Source organism: Roseateles sp. DAIF2, from assembly GCF_015624425.1.
Classification (GTDB): Bacteria; Pseudomonadota; Gammaproteobacteria; order Burkholderiales; family Burkholderiaceae_C; genus Kinneretia.
This window is the reverse complement of record NZ_CP049919.1, coordinates 3,799,505-3,821,296: the sequence shown is the minus strand read 5'-3', so window position 1 is coordinate 3,821,296 and position 21,792 is coordinate 3,799,505. Positions and strand designations below refer to the sequence as shown.

18 protein-coding genes are annotated in these 21,792 nt (G+C 70.9%); 5 read left to right on the top strand and 13 right to left on the bottom strand.

Annotation, left to right across the window (positions count from 1 at the left end):
- Positions 1-28 precede the first annotated feature (28 nt).
- Positions 29-1,627 carry a DUF4178 domain-containing protein gene (locus tag G8A07_RS17785; protein ID WP_195793341.1) on the bottom strand — a complete coding sequence of 533 codons (1,599 nt, stop codon included), beginning with the start codon at positions 1,625-1,627 and terminating at the stop codon, positions 29-31.
- Positions 1,628-1,770: 143 nt separating this feature from the next.
- Positions 1,771-2,811: an SPFH domain-containing protein gene (locus tag G8A07_RS17780; RefSeq protein WP_195793340.1), complete on the bottom strand. Its 1,041-nt coding sequence runs from the start codon at positions 2,809-2,811 to the stop codon at positions 1,771-1,773.
- Positions 2,812-2,939: 128 nt separating this feature from the next.
- Between G8A07_RS17780 and G8A07_RS28290 the strand changes: the two genes are divergently transcribed.
- Complete coding sequence (locus G8A07_RS28290) at positions 2,940-3,851, top strand: DUF6265 family protein (protein WP_371816377.1); 912 nt, start codon at positions 2,940-2,942, stop codon at positions 3,849-3,851.
- 159 nt (positions 3,852-4,010) lie between these two features.
- Here the strand turns inward: G8A07_RS28290 and G8A07_RS17770 are convergent, their stop codons facing one another.
- From G8A07_RS17770 to G8A07_RS17750, 5 genes are all read right to left on the bottom strand, one after another.
- On the bottom strand, positions 4,011-4,928 hold the full coding sequence (locus G8A07_RS17770) for a Fe-Mn family superoxide dismutase (RefSeq protein ID WP_195793339.1): 918 nt from the start codon (positions 4,926-4,928) through the stop codon (positions 4,011-4,013).
- An 11-nt stretch (positions 4,929-4,939) separates the two neighbouring features.
- The gene (gene chrA, locus G8A07_RS17765; RefSeq protein ID WP_195793338.1) at positions 4,940-6,301 is read right to left on the bottom strand and encodes a chromate efflux transporter; all 1,362 of its coding nucleotides are present in this window, start codon (positions 6,299-6,301) and stop codon (positions 4,940-4,942) included.
- Positions 6,298-7,233, bottom strand: coding sequence for a chromate resistance protein ChrB domain-containing protein (locus G8A07_RS17760; RefSeq protein ID WP_195793337.1), 936 nt, complete (start codon positions 7,231-7,233; stop codon positions 6,298-6,300). Before G8A07_RS17760 ends, chrA begins: the two co-directional genes overlap by 4 nt.
- A 104-nt stretch (positions 7,234-7,337) precedes the next feature.
- Positions 7,338-8,468 carry an MFS transporter gene (locus tag G8A07_RS17755; protein WP_195793336.1) on the bottom strand — a complete coding sequence of 377 codons (1,131 nt, stop codon included), beginning with the start codon at positions 8,466-8,468 and terminating at the stop codon, positions 7,338-7,340.
- Between the two features lie 87 nt (positions 8,469-8,555).
- Positions 8,556-9,131 (bottom strand): GGDEF domain-containing protein, encoded by a 576-nt coding sequence (locus G8A07_RS17750; RefSeq protein ID WP_195793335.1) that lies wholly within the window; start codon positions 9,129-9,131, stop codon positions 8,556-8,558.
- Positions 9,132-9,277: 146 nt separating this feature from the next.
- Here G8A07_RS17750 and G8A07_RS17745 point away from each other — a divergent pair, with 146 nt between their 5' ends.
- Entirely contained in the window at positions 9,278-10,420 is a 1,143-nt protein-coding gene (locus G8A07_RS17745) for a TIGR03364 family FAD-dependent oxidoreductase (protein ID WP_195793334.1), read from the top strand.
- A gap of 81 nt (positions 10,421-10,501) precedes the next feature.
- Complete coding sequence (gene glk / locus G8A07_RS17740) at positions 10,502-11,500, top strand: glucokinase (protein ID WP_195793333.1); 999 nt, start codon at positions 10,502-10,504, stop codon at positions 11,498-11,500.
- On the opposite strand, the gene G8A07_RS17735 is transcribed toward glk, so the two are convergent.
- From G8A07_RS17735 to G8A07_RS17710, 6 genes are all read right to left on the bottom strand, one after another.
- On the bottom strand, positions 11,497-12,438 hold the full coding sequence (locus G8A07_RS17735; RefSeq protein WP_195793332.1) for a glycosyl hydrolase family 43: 942 nt from the start codon (positions 12,436-12,438) through the stop codon (positions 11,497-11,499). The two genes, glk and G8A07_RS17735, sit on opposite strands and share 4 nt — an antisense overlap.
- The gene (locus tag G8A07_RS17730; protein WP_195793331.1) at positions 12,431-13,495 is read right to left on the bottom strand and encodes a glycosyltransferase; all 1,065 of its coding nucleotides are present in this window, start codon (positions 13,493-13,495) and stop codon (positions 12,431-12,433) included. The genes G8A07_RS17735 and G8A07_RS17730 overlap by 8 nt, the downstream gene beginning before the upstream one ends.
- A 51-nt stretch (positions 13,496-13,546) precedes the next feature.
- A complete protein-coding gene (locus G8A07_RS17725) occupies positions 13,547-14,797 on the bottom strand; it encodes a sterol desaturase family protein (RefSeq protein ID WP_213086172.1) in 1,251 nt (416 codons plus the stop codon).
- A gap of 78 nt (positions 14,798-14,875) precedes the next feature.
- Positions 14,876-15,880 carry a tripartite tricarboxylate transporter substrate binding protein gene (locus G8A07_RS17720; RefSeq protein WP_195793330.1) on the bottom strand — a complete coding sequence of 335 codons (1,005 nt, stop codon included), beginning with the start codon at positions 15,878-15,880 and terminating at the stop codon, positions 14,876-14,878.
- 42 nt (positions 15,881-15,922) lie between these two features.
- Positions 15,923-16,669, bottom strand: a complete 747-nt coding sequence (locus G8A07_RS17715; RefSeq protein ID WP_195793329.1) for a fumarylacetoacetate hydrolase family protein — start codon at positions 16,667-16,669, stop codon at positions 15,923-15,925.
- A gap of 3 nt (positions 16,670-16,672) precedes the next feature.
- Entirely contained in the window at positions 16,673-17,914 is a 1,242-nt protein-coding gene (locus G8A07_RS17710) for an alanine--glyoxylate aminotransferase family protein (protein ID WP_195793328.1), read from the bottom strand.
- Positions 17,915-18,054: 140 nt separating this feature from the next.
- Between G8A07_RS17710 and G8A07_RS17705 the strand changes: the two genes are divergently transcribed.
- Positions 18,055-18,750 carry a GntR family transcriptional regulator gene (locus G8A07_RS17705; RefSeq protein ID WP_195793327.1) on the top strand — a complete coding sequence of 232 codons (696 nt, stop codon included), beginning with the start codon at positions 18,055-18,057 and terminating at the stop codon, positions 18,748-18,750.
- Positions 18,751-18,755: 5 nt separating this feature from the next.
- On the top strand, positions 18,756-21,749 hold the full coding sequence (locus G8A07_RS17700) for an FAD-binding and (Fe-S)-binding domain-containing protein (protein WP_195793326.1): 2,994 nt from the start codon (positions 18,756-18,758) through the stop codon (positions 21,747-21,749).
- Positions 21,750-21,792: the final 43 nt, after the last annotated feature.

Genomic DNA, 21,792 nt, shown 5'->3' with positions numbered 1-21,792 from the left:
GGGGGCGCGCGAAGCGCGTAGGGGGTGGTCATTTATGGCTCCCGCCACCGCTGCTGAAGCCGCCGTAGGAGCCGCCCGAGCCGGTGCGCACGCCGGACCCGCTGCTGCTGCGCTTGCATTGCTGGTACTCGGCGCTGCTCTCGCCGTAGCTGCTCTTGTAGGCCTCGCAATCATCGTCGTCGCAGGAGCGCAGCAGCGCGAACAGGAAGGCGATCAGGAACAGCCCGATCACGATATTGCGCAGGGTGGTGCCGCTGTCGCTGAGGGCTGCGGTGTCGCGCTTGAGCGCGGCGCGCATCTCGGGCGCCAGCTTGAAGGCCTTCAGCACCTCGGCGGCGTCGAGCTGGCGGCCATGGCTCCAGGTCAGCTCGTTGCCGGTCTGCTCGCGGCTCAGCAGCTCGGCGCGCACGCCGGGGCCCTCGTAGTCGGTGACGCGCACGCGCTCCTCGCGCTGGATGCGCCAGTAGAACTCGCCCAGCACATAGGTGGCCTTGGCGTCGTAGCTCCAGCGCTGCTTGAACACCTTGCCCTGCCACTGCATCGAGCCGCCGGCACCGGGCCGCGGCGCGCCGGTCAGCGGCCGCACCAGGCTCCAGCCCTCGGCGGTGTCGACCAGGAAGGCGAAGCCCTCGAGCCGGTTGTAGAGCAGGTATTCGCGCCAGAAGCTCTGCTCGTCCTCGCCGCTGTCCGGCAGGTCGCAGCGCTCCAGATAGCCGACCACCTGCCAGGGCAGTGGCTTGCCGCCGGCCAGCAGCGCCAGCTGGCCCTCGCTGCCCAGGCGCAGCTGCGGCTCCATGCCGTTGGCCTGCGCGTAATGGGCCAGGTCGGCACCGGCGCCCTGCGAGATGTCGACCACCGCATGGCATTGGCCGCAGACGATCGAGCGGGTGTTCTCCAGCCGCGGCTCCAGCGCCGCGCCGCAGCTGGGGCAGGGCAGGGCTTTCGAGGCCAGAGTCTTGCTGCTCTCGGCGCGCAGGCCCGTCAGCGCCAGCTCGGCCAGCGGCACCGAGCGGCCGATGGACCAGGCCACCGCGGCCGGATCGCCATAGTCCAGAGTCGCGACCTCGCCCTGGGCATTGCGCAGATCGGCGACCCAGAAGGCGCGCGCCGGCAGGCCGGGCGGGCGCGGCAGCTCGCCCTCGGCCGCCAGCAGGCTGGCCTGCACCTTGGACGCCACTTGCCAGGGCCGGCCGGCCAGCACCTGCTGGGCGCCGACCTTCAGCTCGTCGGCGCTCGGTGCGCGCTCCTGCAGCGGGGCATCGAAGGCCAGCACGAAGGCGCCGTTGTCCTCCGAGAGCCAGCCGCTGCGCGGCCCGTCGGGCCCGCCGTCGAACAGCAGATGCCATTCGTTCCAGGAGCCTTCCGGATAGCCGATCTGCAGCCGGCCGACGACCGTGAAGGCCGCGCCGGCATAGCGCCCGGCCGCGCCGAGCTGCAGCGGCGAATAGTCTTCGAACAGCTCGGCGCTCTGGCCGATCTTGCGCAGCGCCTCGCCCTCGCGCAGCAGGGTGGAGCGGCAGAAGCTGCAGACCGCGCTGGCGCTGGCCGGCGAGGCGAACTCGACCGGCCCGCCGCAATTCGGGCAGGCCGCCTGCCAGCGGCGCTGGGGGTTGTTAGGGGTGACCAATCGCTGTCGTGACCGGAAGAGGAGGGAGCGGCGCGAGCATCAGTGGTGAATTACCCAGCGACGTCCGGGGATCCGGCCTTGCCGGTCCCGCGGACGTGCCCCCTTGAGGGGGCGCGCGCAGCGCGTAGGGGGTGGACCAAGACTCAGGCGAGCTTCTTCAGCAGTTCGGCCTTCTTGGCGGCGAACTCCTCGTCGGTCAGGATGCCCTTGGCCTTCAGCTCGCCCAGCTTCTCCAGCAGGGCCATGATCTCGTCGGCGCTCTGCGCCGGAGCGGTAGCGGCCGCTGCCGGCGCGTTGGCGCCGGCCAGGCCCTGGCCCAGCTGCTGCGCCAGCACCTGGCCCATGGCAAGACCTGCCCCCAGACCCATCGCGTCGCCGGCCACGCCACCGCCGCCGCCCTGGCCCACGCCCTCGGCCAGCTTCGGGATCGCCTGCGCGGTCTGGTACTGCATGAACTGGCCCATGTTCTGGCCGATCATGCCCATGCCGATCTTCTGGTCCAGGATCTTCTGCAGCTCCTCGGGCAGCGAGACGTTCTGCAGGGTCACGGCCTCCAGCTTCAGGCCCAGCGCCGCGAAGGCGGGCGCGGTGGCCTCCTGCAGGGCCTTGGCGAACTCGATCTGGTTGGCCGCCAGGTCCAGGAAGGGGATGCCGCTTTGCGCCACCGCGTCGCTGATGTGCTGCAGCATCAGGCCGCGCAGCTGGCCGTCCAGGTCCTGCGCCGTGTAGCGCTCGCGGGTGCCGGAGATCTCGGTATGGAACAGCTTGGGATCGACGACGCGGTAGGCGTAGTTGCCGAAGGCGCGCAGGCGCACCGCGCCGAAGTCCTTGTCGCGGATCGTCACCGGCTGCTGGGTGCCCCAGCGCTGGTCGATCTGCTGGCGGGTGCTGAAGAAATAGACGTCGCTCTTGAACGGGGATTCGAACAGCTTGTCCCAGTTCTTCAGATAGGTCAGCACCGGCAGGGTCTGGGTGCTGAGCTTGTACATGCCGGGGCCGAACACATCGGCCACCTTGCCCTCGTTGACGAACACGGCCATCTGCGACTCGCGCACGGTCAGCGAGGCGCCGTACTGGATTTCCATCTCGGCCATCGGGAAGCGCCAGGCCAAGGTGCCGTCGCCATCCTCGGTCCACTGCAGGATGTCGATGAACTGTTTCTTGATGAAATCCATCAGGCCCATGGCAAGGTCTCCACGATCGGTTGACTAACTAACAACTACACACACGGCCGGGCTGGCCGCAAGCCGGAGTATCCGCCAGGGGCGGGGGCCTGTCCTTCCCCCTGGGGTGTGAGCAACAATCGCAGCCCATGAAACCGCATCGAATCCTGCGCCGGCTGAGCATTGCCACCCTGCTGTCCGCCGCCGGTCTGGCCGCGGCCCAGGGCCTGGAGCGGGCGGCCTGGCTGGCCGGCTGCTGGGCGCTCGAGGGGGCCGAGCCCGGCTCGGTCGAGCAATGGACGGCGCCGGCCGGCGGCACGATGCTGGGCCTGTCGCGCACCGTCAAGAACGGCCGCATGGTGGCGCATGAGTTCCTGCAGATCCGCGAGCGCGGCGACGGGCGCCTGGTCTACATCGCCCGACCCTCGGGTCAGGCCGAGGCGCAGTTCCCGCTGGCGAGCAGCGGCGAGGGCGAGCTGCTGTTCGAGAACCCGGCGCATGATTTCCCGCAGCGCATCGCCTACCAGCGTCGGGTCGATGGCCGCTTGCTGGCGCGCATCGAGGGCCGGCGCCCAGGCGGCGAGACGCGCAGCGTGGATTTCCCGATGCGCCGCGCCGACTGCCTGGCCGAGGCCGGTGCGCCGCCGCCGCAACGTGCGCAGGGCGAGTTCGAGGTCAAGATGACGCCGCAGTCGGTGGCCGGAGGGACTCCATCCCCCGACCGCATGCTGCTGGACAAGCGCTTCTTCGGCGGGCCGCTGGAGGGCACGAGCCAGGGCCAGATGCTGGCGCACCGCAGCGCCGTCCAGGGCTCGGCCGGCTATGTCGCGATGGAGCGGTTCCAGGGCAGCCTGGGCGGCCGGCGCGGCAGCTTCGTGCTGCAGCACAGCGGCACGATGACGCGCGGCGCGCCGGGCCTGGCGATCGGCATCGTGCCGGACTCCGGCACGGCCGAGCTGGCGGGCATCACCGGCACGATGGGCATCCGCATCGAGGGCGGCAAGCATTTCTACGAGCTGGACTACACGCTGCCGGCGCTCAAGCGGGCAGGCGCGCCTTGACGGCAGCAACGCGTGTTGCCCGCGCTGCTGACACCGATCCGGGATCCGCCAACTGAGCGCTTGCCCATTCTCGAATGGCCACAAGCAGCGCCAACTCGCGCGCTCGGTGCGGCCGCCATAGGCGGTGCCTTTCGCATTCCCGCCGCGGCGAATGTCATATCAGGCGGCGCCCTTGACCTGCAGCGCGCGGCCATCGCGGGTCCAGCGATCGATGCCGCCCAGCAGGAAGCGCGCCTGGACGCCCTGGGACCGCAGCCGCAAGGCGGTGGCGCGACCGACCTCATGGCCGTAGATGCAATAGACCAGCACCTCCGGCCCTTTGGGCAACGCGCCGGCCCATTCGCCGACCTTGGCCGGATCGCACCAGCGCGCGCCGGGCAGCACCGCGGAGGCCTGCTCGTAGATGGCGGCACGGCGCACGTCGAGCACGGTGAGCCGCGCCGGATCGATCTCGGCGGGTTCGGCGGCGCAGCCCTCACTCGCCGCATGCACCGCCTGCTGGTAGCGTTCGTAGACCTTGGCCCAGTCGATATTGGTCATGAAGGCATCGACATAGTCGCCGGCCTGGGTGCCATGATCCAGGTGGTAGGCATGCTCGTACATGTCCAGTGCCAGAATGGGCGTGGCGCCGGCCAGGGTCTGCGTATGGTCGGCGGCCCATTGGTTGACGAGACGAGCTTCGCGCGGCAGCCAGCTCAGCAGCACCCAGCCGGACCCGCCGCCCAGGGCCTTGCCCATCGCGACGAATTCCTCGCGCCAGCGCGCGACGCCGCCGAAGCTGGCGCACAGGGCCAGGGCCATCGCCGGCGCCATCTCGGCGCCAGCGCCGCCCAGGCTGTCGAAGTAGAGCTCGTGCAGCAGCATCGAATTGGTGGCGATCAGCTCCTCGCGCTTCAGGCCGTTGAGCAGGAAGCCGGGCGTATCAGTGAACGGCAGCGCGGCCAGCTGCCGGCGGATCGCGGCGAGCCGCTTGACCGCGCCGCCGTAGTTGTTCTGGTGATGGCTGTGTAGCAGCCGCTCGGAAAGACCCGGGGTCAGCGCCGGGTCGAATCCCAGATCGCGCATCGGAACATCCATGGAAACCTCCGTCAATGAAACAGGTCCGGCAAGGCGGTAAGCGCCAGACCGATCAGGGCACAGGCCGCCAGCAGCGGCATCACGCCCAGCTTGAAGCGGAACAGGGCCAGGGCCGCGCCCAGCGTGATCAGCGCCGAGACCGCGTCGAAGCGCCCGGCGAAGCCCTGCGGCCAGAGCACGTGATAGGCGAAGAACAGCGCCAGGTTCAGGATCACACCAACCACGGCCGCGGTGATGGCGCTCAGCGGCGCGGTGAACTTCAGCTGGCCATGGGTGGACTCGATCAGCGGGCCGCCGGCCAGGATGAAGATGAAGGAGGGCAGGAAGGTGAAGAAGGTCACCACCGCGGCGGCCGCGGCGCCGGCCAGGAACAGGGCGTCGGGGCCGAACAGCTGTTTCGCCCAGCCGCCGACGAAGCCGACGAAGGCCACCACCATGATCAGCGGCCCGGGCGTGGTCTCGCCCAGCGCGAGTCCGTCGATCATCTGCGTGCCGCTGAGCCATTGGTGCTGCTCGACTGCGCCCTGGTAGACATAGGGCAGCACGGCGTAGGCGCCGCCGAAGGTCAGCAGCGCGGCCTTGGTGAAGAACCAGCCCATCTGGGTCAGCGCCCCGTCCAGGCCATGGCTCAGCACCAGGCCGCCCATCGCCGCCAGCCACAGGCCCAGGCCGACGGCCAGCACGCGGACCGGGCGGCCGCGCCGCCAGCGCGCATGGGGCGGGACCGGCGTGTCATCGTCGATCAGCGCTGGGCCATAGCCAGGCTGGGCCGCGCCATGGCCACCGCCGAGGGCGAAGACCTGCGGCGCGAACCGCGCGCCGACGGCGCCCACCAGCGCGGCGACCAGCACGATCAGCGGAAACGGCGCGTCAAGCGCGAAGATGGCGACGAAGGCCGCCGCGGCGATGCCCCACATCCAGCCATTCTTCAGCGCCCGGCCGCCGATGCGATGCGCGGCATGCAGCACCAGGGCGGTCACGGCGGGCTTGATGCCGTAGAACAGGCCGGCCACCAGCGGCTGCTGGCCGAAGGCCACATAGACCCAGGACAGCGCGATCAGGATGAACAGCGAGGGCAGCACGAACAGGGCGCCCGCGACGATGCCGCCCCAGCTGCGGTGCATCAGCCAGCCGATGTAGGTGGCCAGCTGCTGCGCCTCCGGCCCCGGCAGCAGCATGCAGTAGTTCAGCGCATGCAGAAAGCGCCGTTCGCTGATCCAGCGGCGCCGCTCGACCAGTTCGGCATGCATGATCGCGATCTGGCCGGCCGGCCCGCCGAAACTGATGAAGCCCAGCTTGAGCCAGAAGCGCAAGGCTTGCCAGAAGCCGACCGGTGCGGGCCGTCCCAACCCCGGGGTGGTGGTGCCGTTCATGGGCCGCCCTCCTTGGTAAAGGCAATCAGCAGGCCCTCGAACACGCCGGCGGCGGTGTGCAGCAGCAGGTCATCGTCCTCGATGGCCTCGCGCATGCCAGCCAGCACGCGCTCCACCCCGACGGCCTCGGGCGGCTGCACGCCGCCAGCATCCAGGCTGTGCACCAGCAGGCCCAGGCGCAACAGCGGCGGGGTCTCCAGGCCGAAGCTGGCCAGCAGGGTCTCGAAGGTGACGCGCGCACCCTGATGGCTGAAGGTCGCGCCGTCGAAGTCGAAGCCCAGGGCCTTCTTCGGACAGTCGGCCGGCGACTTCAGCCAGAGAAAGCGCGCCTCGGGGTCGATGCAGCGCCGGATCAGCCAGGCACTGGCGAGGCGGTCCACCCAGGGGCGCCGGCGCGTGGCCCAGAGACGGCCACGGAAGTCTTCGACCCGCAGTCGGGCGATCTCGCCGTTGGCGGCCGCCATCGGCTCGTCGGGCGACAGCGCCCGCTGGGCGGCCAGCTCCAGCGCCAGCAGGGCGGCCTCGGCCTGGCGCTGCGCCTCGCCCGCAAAGAAGTCGGTGGCGGCCAGTTGCTCAAAGCTACGCCGTAGCTTGCGGCCCTGCTTGAGGCCGTCCATCGCGTTGCCTCCGTTCAGGGCGCCGCGTAGCTCGGCGATCTGGGCCAGCAGGGCCGCGAATTCCTCGGTCCGGTCGAACAGGGGCGCGAACGCCTGCTCCGGGCCCTGCGTCGGCAGCAGGAAGGCAGAGCCTTCGTTCTGCCGGGCCTCGTCGGCGATCGCGGCCAGGGCGTCATGCCGGGCCTCGCCTTGCGGCAGCAGATAGACGCCATCGCGCAGCACGGCCGCGCCGCAGGCCTTCAGCGCGCGCCAGCAGCGCATGCGGGCGGTGGAGTTCTGCGTCGGCAGGCTCAGGATCAACAGATGCCAGTTCATTTGTTGCGATTTAAACATGTTTGTTTGAATAACAACAAATATTTATGGGCAACCCACAGCGCAGCTCACCGCGTCTGCGGTGCAGCAAGGTCTGGTAGGGGGCGTCAGCGCCGCCGGGCGAATACGCTGCCGCCCAGCATCATCGCGGCCATGCCCCAGAACAGCGGGGCGACGCCCAGCGCCGCGCCCATCGCGCCGAACAGCAGCGGCATCACGGTCTGGCTGGTGTTGATCATCGTGGTGCGCAGGCCCAGGGCCTCGGCGGCGCGGCCGGCCGGGGCGCTCTGGTGCAAGAGGGTCAGCACGGTCGGCTGCGGCGCGCCCAGGCCCAGGCCCAGCACGAAGGTGATCGCCATCAACAGGCCGACGCTGTGCGTGAAGGGCATCGCGACATAGGCGACGCCGGCCAGCAGCAGCGAGACGGTCAGGAGCGACCAGGGCTCGGCGCGATGCGCGATGAAGGGCATCGCCAGGCGCACCGCGAAGGTGGCGGCCGCGAAGGCCCCCATCACGATGCCGATCTGCGAGGGCGACAGGCCGATCTGCGCGCCATAGACGGGGATCGCGAAGTTGTAGATGTCCCAGCCGACGGTCAGGATTGCCATCGCGATGAACAGGCGCCGCACCTCGCGGTCGCGCAGCAGCTCGAACACATGGCCGCGCGGGCCCAGCTCCTTGCGCTCGGGGCGCGGCTGCTCGGGCAGCAGCTTGCCCCACAGCGCCAGCAGCGGCAGCACGGTGAACAGGGACAGGATCAGGAAGGCGGCGCGGTAGCCCAGGCTGTCGATCGAGACGCCGGTCAGCATCGGCGCGACGAAGGTGGAGGTCGAGAAGCCCAAGGCGACATAGCTGAAGTTGACCGTGCGCTCCTCGGGCGCGCTCATCTCGCCGACCGCGTGGTAGGCCGAGACATTGATCAGCATGAAGGCCAGGCCCACCAGCACCGCGGTGAAGTAGAGGGTGCCGATCTCGGGCAGCAGGAAGGGCGCCAGGGTGCCCAGACCGACGCCGGCGGTGCCAATCAGCATCGGCTTGTTGACGCCGCCGCGGTCGATCCAGCGCCCGGCAGTGACCGACAGCAGGGCCGGCAGCAGCGCATAGACCGCCATCAGGCTGCCGACGGTCAGGGTCGACGCGCCCTGCTTGATCGCGAACAGCGCGACCGCGATGCGGCTGCCGTTGAAGGCCACGTGGTTCAGCACCAGCAGGATGACGATCAGGGGCAGGGGGCGCATCGCGTTTGATTCTAGGCAAGAGCGCTGCGCGAGCCGTGCCGTGCGGCACGCTGTGCGCACGCACCCCGCGGCGCAGTCCGCGCGGCGCTACAGGCTGGGCCAGGCCTCGGCCGGCAGGGCCAGGCGCGCCTGCCAGTCCGAGGGCAGCACGCCGGCCCAGGCCTGGTTGCGGTGCGGCGGCAGGCGGCGCTTCGCGAAGGTCATGCGCGCATCGGCCAGCGCCAGCAGGCCCTCGGCCAGCCAGTCGCGGCCCGGCGGGCTGGCGGCCACGCCCAGGGTCGCGGTCAGCGGCGGCTGGCGGTTCAGCAGGGCCAGGGCCTCGGCGATGCGCTGGCGCAGGCGCTCGGCCAGCGCATGGGCCTGGGCCAGGCTGGTGTCGGGCAGGATCAGCACGAACTCGTCGGCGCCCAGATAGGCCAGGGTCGCGGCCGACGGTTTCAGCTGCTCCAGCAGCAGGCCCAGCTGGCCCAGCACCTGCTGGGCGCTGGCCTCGCCGGCCTGGTCCTGGTAGTCCTTGAACTGGTCGATATCCAGGGTCAGCAGCGCCAGCGAATGGCCGCTGGCGCGGGCGGCCTCGGCGGCGGCCTGCAGCGCCGGCCGCAGGGCCTCGCGTTGCAGCACGCCCGGCAGGAAGCGCAGATCGGCCTGTACCACAGCGGTCATGAGAGCGCCTTTCGTTGGGGTGACGCCCCGATGCTATGCAGGCCGCCGCACCGCCGGCATGCTCCATTACCCGGGGGCGCCGTGCCGATTGACGCAGGCCTGACATATGACAGCGCTAGAGTGCGCGGCTTTGGCCGGGCCCCGCGATGCAGCAGCAGACCATTCCCCAGGACAACCATTGCGACCTGCTGGTCGTCGGCGCCGGCATCGTCGGCCTGGCCCATGCCTGGCAGGGCGCCAAACGCGGCCTGCGCGTGATCGTGCTGGAGCGCGACGCGGCCTGCGTCGGCGCCTCGATCCGCAACTTCGGCTTCGTCACCGTGACCGGGCAGAAGGCCGGCGCCAGCTGGGCGCGCGCGGCGCGCTCGCGCGAGGTCTGGGCCGAGCTGGCGCCGCGGGCCGGCATCGCGATCGAGCAGCGCGGCCTGTGGGTGGCGGCGCGCCGGCCCGAGGCCGCGGCGGTGCTGGAGGCGTTCATGGCCACCGAGATGGCGGCCGACTGCTCGCTGCTGACGCCGACCGAGGCCCAGGCGCGCCATCCGGCGCTGCGCGGCGAGGACCTGAGCGCGGTGCTGCTGAGCCCGGGCGAGCTGCGCGTCGAATCGCGCGACGCGATCCCGCGGCTGGCGGCCTGGCTGGCCGAGGCCCATGGGGTGGATTTCCGTTTCGGCGAGGCGGTGCTGGCGGTCGAGGCGCCGCGGGTGCTGAGCGCGCGCGCCGAGTACCGGGCCGAGCGGGTCGTGGTCTGCGGCGGCGCGGAGCTGAACGGCCTGTTCGCGCCGCTGTGGGCGCCGCATGGACTGCACCTGTGCCAGCTGCAGATGCTGCGCGTGCGGCCGCAGCCGGGATTCCGGTTGGCCGGCGCGGTGATGGGCGACCTGAGCCTGGTGCGCTACGAGGGCTATGCGGCCCTGCCCGAGGCTCAGGCGCTGCGCGCGCGGCTGCGGGCCGAGGAGGGCGAGAGCCTGGACCATGGCATCCACCTGATCGTCGTGCAGAGCGCCGACGGCAGCCTGGTGGTCGGCGATTCGCACCATTACGGGCCGGTGCTGCCGCCCTTCGCCTCGGAGGCGGTCGACGCGCTGATCCTGCGCCATCTGCGCGAGGCGTTGCACCTGGAGCATTGCGAGGTGCTGGAGCGCTGGGTGGGGACCTATCCCTCCTCGCCCCAGGTGCCCTGCCTCGCGCTGGCGCCGGATGCGGCGACGCGCGTCGTCACCGTCACCAGCGGCACCGGTGCCAGCACCGCCTTCGGCCTGGCCGAGGAGGTGTTCGCGGCCTGGGGCTGACGGGGCAGGAATGAGGTTAGAGTCGGCGGCAGCGGCTTCGCCGCGATCCTCCTCAAGACCTGACCCTCGCGAGCACCGATCATGCAGAGCCTCCATTCCCCGGCCGGTCTGGTGGCCGATATCGGCGGCACCAATGCCCGCTTCGGTTGGGTGGCGCCGGGCGGCTCGAGCGTCGAGCAGGTGCACACCCTGCCGGTGGCCGCGCATGCCGGCCCGGCCGAAGCGGTGCTGGCCTATCTGGCGCTGCTGCGCCCGGCGCTGGGCGAGCGTTATGCCGCGCCGCGCCGCGCCGCGTTCGCGCTGGCCACGGTGGTGGACGGCGACCGGGTCGAGATGACCAACAGCCATTGGCGCTTTTCCCGCGCGGAGCTGCGGGCGATGCTGGGGCTGGAGCGCCTGTTGCTGCTGAACGACTTCGAGGCCCTGGCCTTGGCCCTGCCGCGGCTGCAGGCGCCGCAGCTGCGCGCCTGGGACGGCGCGGCGCCCCCGGCGCGGCCGGCCGGCACCCTGGCGGTGATCGGCCCCGGCACCGGGCTGGGCGTGGCGGGCGTGACCCGGGCCGGCGCCGGCTGGCTGGCGCTGCCGGGCGAGGGCGGGCACATGACCCTGGCGGCGATGGACGATTTCGAGGAGGCGCTGCTGGGCTTTGTGCGCCGGCAGCGCTACCCGCATGTCTCGGCCGAGCGCCTGCTGTCGGGCATGGGCCTGCCGCTGCTGCATGAGGCGGTGGCCGCGGTGCTGGGCCGGGCGCAGGCGCCGCTCACCGCCGCCGCGATCGTCGAGGCCGGGCTGGGCGGCGGGGACGCGGTGGCCGAGCGCACCCTGGACAGCTTCTGCGCGCTGCTGGGCGGCTTTGCCGGCAATGTGGCGCTGACCCTGGGCGCGCGCGGCGGCGTCTATATCGGCGGCGGCATCGTGCCGCGCCTGGGCGAGTATTTCTTCAGGAGCCGCTTTCGCGAGCGCTTCGAGGCCAAGGGGCGCTTCGGCAGCTATCTGGCGCCGATCCCGACCCTGCTGATCCTCGACACCCTGGTCGCGCTGGGCGGCGCGGCGCTGGCGCTGGAACAGGACCGGGCCTAGATCGTCGGCAGCGCGCGCGGGCGCCCCACCAGCCGGCGCAGGCGGCGCTTCAGGTCCAGCCATTGCTTGCTGCGCGAGCGGTCGATCCGCTTGACGTCGATCAGGCTCAGCGGCCCGCAGCCGGACAGGGTGTGCAGGCCGGCGACATGGTCGTCGGACACCAGGTCGCCGGTCAGGCGCAGCGGCAGCAGCGCGCACTCCACCGCGTCGACCGCCAGGCGCTCGAAGCGCAGCAGGCGCAGCGCGCTGCCGTAGCCGGCGCTGGAGTCCTGCACCGGCACATGCACGCGACCGTCCGCGCCGACGAAGGGCTGGCCCGCGGGGCGCGCGCCGCCCAGGTTGATATGCACCGGGTTGCGGTGATGGAACTGCCAGGGGCCGGTCAGCGCCGGCGCATGGGCCAGATGCAGCTCGCGGCGGTCGCGCCCGCCCGGGCCCACCAGCGCGAAGAACATCCACCAGCGGCCCTCATGCTCCAGCACCGAGGCGTCGGCCACCGGCAGGCCGCCCAGCAGCACATGCGCGCGCTGCCAGCGGTCCAGGCTGGCGTCGGTCGCGCGGTACAGCGCGACCTCGCCGGCCTGGTTGCTCTCCGGCATCATGAAGGTCTCGCCCTGATGCTCGAACACCATCGGGTAGGAGAGGTGGAAGGGGCGCGCCAGCACGGTGCGGGCGCCGCGCCACTGCAGGGTCGCGGCATCGAGCTCGTGGCGCTCGATCGTGCCATGCTTGGTGCGGTAGTCGAAGGCCTCGACGAAGACATGCAGCGCATCGCCGCGGCGCAGCGCGAAGGGGTCGGCCAGGTAGCGCCAGGGCCCAGCATCGGGCAGCCAGGTGATGCGCTCGCGCAGCGCGCGCAGGCGCTGCGCGTCGATCGTCTCGATCGGCGCCGGCACGATGCCGACCGCCCAGAAATCGGTGCGGGGGCGCTTAAACATGGTGGCTGCTCCCGCCGTTCGTCAGGTCGATCAGCTCGCGGTAGAAGTCCAGGATCTGCGCGACCGACTGCCGGCGGTCGTAGCGCGAGAGCTCATAGGCCACCGGCCGGCGCTGCTCGCGCGGCACCGCGCGGATGCGCTCGAGCTGCTCGCGGATCGCGCGGCCCAGGGCCTCGACATCCTCGATCGGCACCAGGGTCGCGGGCTGCTGGTCCAGCATCTCGGTCGGGCCCTGGGTCTGGGTCGAGATCACCGGCACGCCGGCGCGCATCGCCTCCAGGATGGCCAGCGGGAAGGCTTCCTCGCGCGAGGCCGAGACGAACAGGTCCAGCGAGCGCAGCGCCGCGTCGACATCGGTGCGAAAGCCCAGCAGGCGGATGCGCGGATCGGCCGCGGCCAGCGGCTCCAGCTCCTCGCGCTGCTTGCCCTCGCCCAGGATGGCCAGCACCGCGTCCGCCGGCGCCTGGGCCGAGAAGGCGAGCATCAGCAGGTCGAAGCCCTTGGCCGGATGCAGGCGGCCGACCGAGCCGACCAGCAACTGCTCCGGCCGCAGGCCCAGCTCCTGGCGCAGGCCCGGGCCGCTGGCTTGTGAGGCCTGGGTGGGCTCGGGGGCCCAGTTGTAGACGACGCGGTGGCGCCCGCGGTAGGCGCTCAGGCGCTGCCGCTGGGCCTGGTTGACGCAGATCACGCCGTCCAGCTTGGCGTGGTGATGTTCCTTGTAGCCCACATGCAGGGTGCCGACGCGGGCCACCTCGGGGCCGAGGGTCGCGGTCGCCTTGCAGGCCGGGCCCAGATGCGCATGGCAGACCTGGGCGCCGAGCCGGCGCACGACCCGGCGAAGCCGCCAGCCGCGCAGCAGCGGCAGGGCCAGGCCGTGGTACCGCACGCCCGGCGCGACCGCGCCGGCCAGGGCCGAGCGGCGCGGGCCGACCACATGCACCTTGTGTCCCAGCGCGGCCTGGGCCTCGGCCAGGTCCAGGCAATGGCGCTCCCCGCCGGCGACGCGCGAGGAGAAGACCACATGGACGATGGTGAGCGGCGAGGGGGCGGAGGTCATCTTGGGGCAGGCGCGCGTCGGGGCGCGGCAAATCGCGACGGAGGGCAAATTCTACGGAAGCGCGCGGCCGGTCTGGCCCGCCGCGCTACTTGGCCGGGCCAGCCAGAGCAGGCCGGCCAGCGCGGCCGCCAGGCACAGCACCCACAGCCAGGGGCCGGCGCCGAGCAAGGCCTGACCCCGCCAGAGCTGCGCGCCGGCCCAGGCGCCCAGCGCCAGCAGGCGCAGGCCCTCGCCCAGGCGGCTGTTGCCCTCCAGCAGGCGGCTCAGCAGCACCAGCTGCAGCAGCAGGGCCAGGGCCGCGCCCAGCGCGAGCGGCGGCGCCAGCCGCGGCTGCACCGCGAGGAAATAGACGCCCAGCAGCAGCAGCGGGCCGAGCTGCAGCAGGCCATAGGCGGCCATGCCCGGGGCCAGCGCCGGTGCATAGCGCTGGAAGCGGCTCAGGTCGGGCCGCGGCTTGGGCAGCGCGCGCAGCGCCGCGGCCGGACGCCAGTTGGGCGAGCGCCACCAGATCGTCAGCCGGTCCGCCCAGTTGTCGGCCAGCCGGGCGTCGCGCCAGAGGTCGGCGTAGCTGCGCAGGTTCGCGGTCCAGGGGTTCCAGCTCTTCAGCTGGCCCCGCACGCCGTAGACGATGGGCTCGCCGTCGCGCTCCTCGACGAAGCTGCCGAACAGCCGGTCCCACAGGATCAGGATGCCGCCGTAGTTGCGGTCCAGGCAGTAGTCGTTCTGGCCATGGTGCACGCGGTGGTTGGAGGGCGAGACGAAGACGCGGTCGAACCAGCCCAGCCTGCCGACCAGGCGGGTGTGGACCCAGAACTGGTAGAGCAGGTCGATCAGGCCGACGACGACGAACATCAGCGGCGGCACGCCCAAGAGGGCCATCGGCAGGTAGAACACCCAGCCGAGCAGAAAGTCGCTGCCGGTCTGGCGCAGCGCGGTGCTGAGGTTGTATTCCTCGCTGCTGTGGTGCACCACATGGGCGGCCCACAGGACCGCGACCTCATGGCCCAGCCGGTGCTTCCAGTAGTAGAGGAAGTCGTAGATCAGCAGCGCGCCGGCCCAGGCCCAGGGCGAGCCGAGCGACCATTCGGGCAGCAGCGCGGCGTGCTGCCACAGCCAGCCGTAGATGCCCAGCATCAGCAGCTGGGTGAAGACCGCGACCAACTGGCTGATGATGCCCAGCGACAGGCTGGAGACGGTGTCGGCCGCGCGGTAGACGGTCTCGCCGCGCCGCCGGCTCCAGGCGAACTCCAGCAGCATCAGCAGCAGGAAGACCGGGACCGCGTAGACGATGGGGTTCAGCATGGCGGCAGTCTAGGCCTGCCGCCCCGGCATGCGGCGCGGGGCAAACCCGTCTTTAGAGTCCCGGCTCCAGGTCGGGCCTCAGCTGTCGACCGTGACCTTGCCGTCCTTCACGACCTTGGCCCATTTGGCGGTCTCGCTCTCGATGAAGCGCTTGAACTTGTCGGCCGAGCCGCCGCCGTCCTCGGCGCCGTACTGGTCCAGCTTTTCCTGCACATCGGGCATCGCCAGCACGGTGTTGACGTCGCGGTTGATCTTCTGCACCACGGCCGGCGGCAGCTTGCCGGGGCCGGCCAGACCGTACCAGGTGGTGGCCTCGAAGCCGGGGAAGCCCTGCTCGGCCATGGTCGGCACATTGGGGTAGCTCTTGGCGCGCTTGGTGCGCGTCTGCGCGATCGCCACCACCTTGCCGCCCTTCACATGCGGCGTCGCGGCGGTCATGGTCTCGAACACATACTGGATCTGGCCGCCCATCAGGTCGGTCAGCGCCGGGGCGCTGCCCTTGTAGGGGATGTGCAGCGCATCGACCTTGGCCTGCTGCTTGAACATCTCCAGCGCCAGATGCTGGGCCGAGCCCTGGCCGGCCGAGCCGAAGCTGATCTTGCCGGGTTCGGCCTTGCACTGGGCGACGATGTCCTTGACGTTTTTGGCCGGGGCGCCGGCCTGCGCGATCAGCAGATTGGGCGTGACGCCGACCAGCACGATGGGTGTGAAGTCGCGCTCGATGCTGTAGCGCAGCTTGGGCTGCAGGCTGGGCGCCAGCGCATGGCTGTTGATATGGGCCATCAGCAGCACGCTGCCATCGGCCGGCTGCTGGGCCACGTATTCGGCCGCCAGCACGCCGGCGACGCCGGCCTTGTTCTCGATCAGCACCTGCTGGTTCCACATCACCGACAGCTTCTGCCCGACGACCCGGGCCAGCGCATCGGTGCCACCACCGGGCGGGAAGCCGACGATGATGCGCACCGGGCCGCTCGGCCAGTCCTGCGCCAGCGCCGCGCGCGGCGCCGAGCCCAGCAGGCCGGCGGCCGCCGCGGCCCCTGCGGCCTGGATCACGCTCCTTCTTCTGATCTTGTGGGTCGTCATGCGCTTGTCTCCTCTGTGGTGGTGTGGCGAATGGAACTGCTACTACATCAGGATCAACTGGACGGGTGGCAGGCCGGCGATGCGGCCGATGGCGCTGCCGGGGCCTTCGGGCAGCACGGCGCCGGTGTAGGTACCGGTGGTGATCAGGACGCCGGGCTCGACCGGCACGCCCTGCGCGAGGCTGTGGTTGACGACCCAGGCCAGCAGGCGGCGCGGATCGCCGGCCGGGTTGGCCGGTTGGGGCGGTGCGATGTCGCGACCCTCGAACTGCCAGCTCAGCGCCGGCGCCGCGAAGGGCAGGGCGGGGTCATAGGGGACGCAGGCGCCGGCGATCAGCGCGCCATGGTTCTGCAGATCGGCCAGCTGGGCCCAGGCGCTCAGCGGCTCGGCGCCCAGGGCCTGGCGGCTGGCCACCAGCTCGATCGCGGCGCAGACCCCGTCGACACCAGCCAGCACCTCGTCCTGCGTGTAGGGCGTCGCGCGCGCCTCGAAGCGCCGACCGATGCGAAAGGCGATCTCCAGCTCCAGGCCGATGAAGCGGTCACGCCGCGCATAAGGCAGGCTGGCCGGGCTGGGCAACGCCGGCGGCAGCGGCGCGCCCTGGGCCGGGCCGTCGGCCGTCTTGGCGCCGACCTTCCAGGCGCCCAGGCGCCAGCCGCGCTCGGCCAGGGTCAGGTGTTGCGCGGCATGGGCGGCGCCGGCGTCGGGAGGCAGCAACGCCGCCGGCAGGGTGATCGGGGCGCTGTCCCAGGCGGCGGCCAGCCGGCGCGCCAAATCATGCGGGTCCAAATCTCAATCCTTGGTCTTCAATGCGGGGACCGGATGTTCGGCGAAAAACGCCATCGCCGCCGGCAGGCCGCTGTCCTTGAGCTTGACGCCGGCCAGCCGCAGGCCCATCTCGCAGCCGGCCAGGGTGGCGACCAGGGTCAGGTCGTTGCTGTCGCCGAGATGGCCGATGCGGAACATGCGGCCCTTCAGCTTGCCCAGGCCGGTGCCCAGCGAGAGGTCGAAGCGCTCGTAGATCAGCTTGCGCACCGCGTCGGCATCGACGCCGACCGGCATGATCACGCCGGTCAGCACCGGCGAATAGACCGCCGGGTCGGCGCACTGGATGGGCAGGCCCCAGGCGTTGACCGCGGCGCGCACGCCGGCGGCCCAGCGCTGGTGGCGCGCGAACACCGCGTCCAGCCCCTCCTCGCGCAGCATGGCCAGCGCCTCCGAGAGACCGTAGAGCAGGTTGGTGTTGGGCGTGCTGGGCCAGTAACCGTCCTTGTTCATCTCCAGCATCTCGTCCCAGGCCCAGTAGGCCTTGGGCAGCTTGGCGCTATTCGAGGCCTCGATCGCGCGCGCCGAGGGCACGTTGAAGCCGATGCCGGGCGGCATCATCAGGCCCTTCTGCGAGCCGCTGATCGTGACATCGACGCCCCATTCGTCATGGCGGTAGTCGGCGCTGCCCAGGCCCGAGATCGTGTCGACCAGCAGCAGGGCCGGATGGCCGGCCGCATCGATCGCGCGGCGCACCGCGGCGATGTCGGAGGTGACGCCGGTCGAGGTCTCGTTGTGCACGACGCAGACGGCCTTGATCTTCTTCTCGGTGTCCTTCTTCAGCCGCGCCTCGATCAGCTCGGCCTGCACGCCGCGACGCCAGCCGGGCGCATGCGGCAGATGCTCGTCCTCGCCGGCCCAGGTCAGGATCTCGGGCTGCAGGCCCAGGCGGGTCGCCAGCTTGGCCCACAGCGCGGCGAAATGGCCGGTCTCGTACATCAGCACCGCATCGCCGGGGCTCAGCACATTGGCCAGCGCGGCTTCCCAGGCGCCGGTGCCGGAGCCGGGATAGATCACGACCGGCTGCTGCGTCTTGAACAGCGGCCGGATCTCGGCCAGCAGGCGCCGACCCAGGGCGCCGAACTCGGGACCGCGGTGGTCGATGGTGGGCAGGCTCATCGCACGCAGGATGCGGTCCGGCACCGGGCTGGGGCCGGGGATCTGCAGGAAATGCCGGCCGGTGGGGTGGAAGTCGAGCTTCAGGGACATGGCAAAAACTCCGTGGCTTGCTGCGTTCTCGACCGAGTTTTGCATGCAAAACTCGGATTGCTCTGCTGGATAACCCTGTGAATCAAGCGATTTACTCGAGGTATTTTGCATGCAAAACTGTCACACAAGGAGTTGTACCGATGAGTGCCGAGATCGTCGAAATGTCCCGCCTGGCCCAGCATGAGCAGGTGGCCGCGCGGCTGCGCACCCTGCTGGTGGAGGGGCGCATCGCGCCGGGTGCCAAGCTCAACGAGCGCGAGCTGTGCGAGCAGCTGCACATCTCCTCGCGCACGCCGCTGCGCGAGGCGATCAAGCTGCTGGCGGCCGAGGGGCTGGTGGACCTGCTGCCGAATCGCGGCGCGGTGGCGGTGAAGCTGTCGGAGGACGATGTGCGGCATCTGTTCGAGCTGCTGGCCGAGCTGGAAGGCCTGTCCGGCGCGTTGGCGGCCGAGCGCATCACCGATGCCGACATCGCCGAGCTGCGCGCGCTGCATTACGAGATGATGGCCTGCCATGCGCGGCGCGACCTCTCCGGCTACTACCGGCTCAACGCGCAGATCCATTCGGCCATCAATGCCGCGGCCGGCAATCCGGTGCTGGCCCAGACCTACGCGCGGCTGAATGCGCGGGTGCAGTCGCTGCGCTTTCGCACCAACCAGGACGAGGCCAAATGGGCCCGCGCGCTGGCCGAGCATGAGCAGATGGTCGAGGCGCTGGGCGCTCGCGATGGCGCGCGGCTGCGCGCGATCCTGATCGCCCATGTGCAGGCCAAGCGCGACACGGTGCTGGCGCTGATGCGCGCCGGCGAGATCTATCCGAACGCCAGGCAAGGCTGATTTCCATGCTCAAAGCCACCGATACCAGCGTGCTGCTGGAAAGCCGCCTGCGCGCCGAGACCGAAGGCGAGGTGCGCTTCGACGCCGGCTCGCGCGGGCGCTATGCCACCGACGCCTCGATCTACCAGCAGATGCCGGTGGGCGTGTTCGTGCCCACGCAGGAGCGCGACATCGCGCTGGCCATCGACATCGCGCGCGATCTGAAGGTGCCGGTGCTGGCGCGCGGCGGCGGCACCAGCCAGTGCGGCCAGACCGTCGGCGCGGCCCTGGTGATCGACAACAGTAAGCATTTCCGCCGCGTGCTGGACGTCGACCTGGCGCAGCGCCGCGCCACCGTCGAGCCGGGCCTGGTGCTGGACCATCTGAATGCGCAGCTGAGGAAACATGGGCTCTGGTATCCGGTCGACGTCTCGACCAGCGCGCAGGCGACCCTGGGCGGCATGGCCGGCAACAACAGCTGCGGTTCGCGCTCGATCGCCTACGGCAATATGGTGCACAACGTCGTCGGCGCCAGCGCCTGGCTGTCCAGCGGCGAGCTGCTGGAGTTCGGGCCGGTGTCGGGTCTTGCCGGGCGCGCGGCCGGCATCGCGGACTTCGTGCGCGGCCTGGCCGAATCGCATCGCGAGGAACTGCGCGCGCATTGGCCCAAGGTGCTGCGCCGGGTGGCCGGCTACAACCTGGATATCTTCGACTGCCAGAACGAGCGGCCCTACACCACGGACGGCAGCGTGAATCTGGCGCATCTGCTGATCGGCTCCGAGGGCACCTTGGCCTATACGCGCAGCCTGACCCTGCAGCTCGCGGAGCTGCCGCGCGCCAAGGTGCTGGGCGTCGTCAACTTCGAGAGCTTCCACGCGGCGATGGACGCGGCCCAGCACATTGTCAAGCTCGGCCCCAGCGCGGTGGAGCTGGTCGACCGCACGATGATCGAGCTGAGCCTGGCCAACCCGGCCTTCAAGCCGACGATCGAGACCGCGCTGATCGGCCGCCCGGCGGCGATCCTGCTGGTGGAGTTCTCCGGCGCCGAGAAGGGGCCGCTGCTGAAGCGGCTGGCCGACTTGATGGCGCTGATGGGCGACCTGGGCCTGCCGGGCACGGTGGTCGAGATGCCCCATGAATCGCCGCAGAAGAACCTCTGGGAGGTGCGCAAGGCCGGGCTCAACATCATGATGAGCCTGAAGGGCGACGGCAAGCCGGTTTCCTTCATCGAGGACTGCGCGGTGCCGCTGGCCCATCTGGCCGAGTACACCGACGCGCTGACCGAGGTGTTTGCCAAGCATGGCAGCCGCGGCACCTGGTATGCCCATGCCTCGGTCGGGACCCTGCATGTGCGGCCGATCCTGGACATGCGGCGCGACGGTGCGGCCAAGATGCGTGCGATCGCCGAGGAGGCTTCGGCCCTGGTGCGCAAGTACAAGGGCGCCTACAGCGGCGAGCATGGCGACGGGTTGTGCCGCGGCGAATGGGTGCAATGGCAGTTCGGGCCCAGGCTCAACGAGGCGCTGCGCGCGATCAAGCAGGAGCTGGACCCGCTGAACCTGTTCGCGCCGAACCGCATCATCGACCCGCCGAAGATGGACGATGGCGCGCTGTTCCGCTTCCCGCCGGCCTCGGCGCCCAGGCCCTACCGCACCATCGCGCTGCAGCCGGTGCTGGACTGGTCGGCCTGGGATGTGCAGAACGACCCGGTCACCGAGCAGACCACCGCGCCCGGCACAGGCGGCGACACGACCGGCGGCTTCGCCAAGGCGGTCGAGATGTGCAACAACAACGGCCATTGCCGCAAGTTCGACGCCGGCACCATGTGCCCCAGCTACCGCGTCACCCGCGACGAGCAGCACCTGACCCGCGGCCGCGCCAACACCCTGCGCCTGGCACTTTCCGGTCAGTTGGGCGAGGGCGCCTTCACCAGCGAGGCGATGGCAGAAACGATGGAGCTCTGCGTCGGCTGCAAGGGATGCAAGCGCGACTGCCCGACCGGCGTGGACATGGCGCGCATGAAGATCGAGTTCACGGCGCATTACAAGCAGCGCCATGGCTGGACCCTGAAGGACAAGCTGGTCGCCGCGCTGCCCGACTATGCGCGCTGGGGCGCGCGCCTGCCCTGGCTGTTCAATCTGCGTGCGCCGGCGCTGATGGAATGGGCGCTGGGTTTTTCGGCCAAGCGCAGCCTGCCGCGCTGGCGGGCCGACAGCTTCTTCGCCCGGCATGCGGGGGACGCCGCGCTGTTCTCGGATCTGCCGACCACCCTGGCCGCGGCGCCGAAGGCGGCCGTGCTCTTCGTCGACACCTTCAACGGCAGCTTCGAGACGGAGAACGCGCTGGCCGCCGCACGCGTGCTGAAGGCCGCCGGCTACACCCTGCACCTGCTGCGCAAGGATAAGGATGGCGGCCATCACTGCTGCGGCCGCACCCATCTGGTCAGCGGCCAGGTCGACGCGGCGCGGGCCAAGCTGCGCGCGCTGGTCGATGCGGCGCTGCCGCTGGCCGAGGCCGGCGTGGCGATCGTCGGCCTGGAGCCGTCCTGCCTCCTGACCCTGCGCGACGAGGCCCTGGTGCTGGGCCTGGGCGAGCCGGCCGAGCGGGTGGCCCAGCAGGCCCTGCTGTTCGAGGAATTCCTGGCCCGCGAGGCCAAGGCCGGCCGCTTTGCGCCCCGGCTGAAGCCCGCCGAGGCACCGATTCTCTTGCACGGCCATTGCCACCAGAAGGCCTTCGGCGCGGTGGCGCCGGTGCTGGAGGTGCTGAAGCTGATCCCGGGCGCCGAGCCCGCGCTGATCGAGAGCAGCTGCTGCGGCATGGCGGGCAGCTTCGGCTACGAGGCGAAGCATTACCGGGTCTCGATGCAGATGGCCGAGCTGAGCCTGCTGCCGGCGATCCGCGCCCAGCCCGACGCCATCGTCGTGGCCGACGGCACCAGCTGCCGGCACCAGATCCAGGACGGCGCGGGCCGCGAGGCGATCCATGTCGCGCGCCTGCTGGAGCGCCAACTGCTGGCCTGATCTCCCAGGCCCCGAGCCGAGGGGAGGCATCCCCGACGGGACT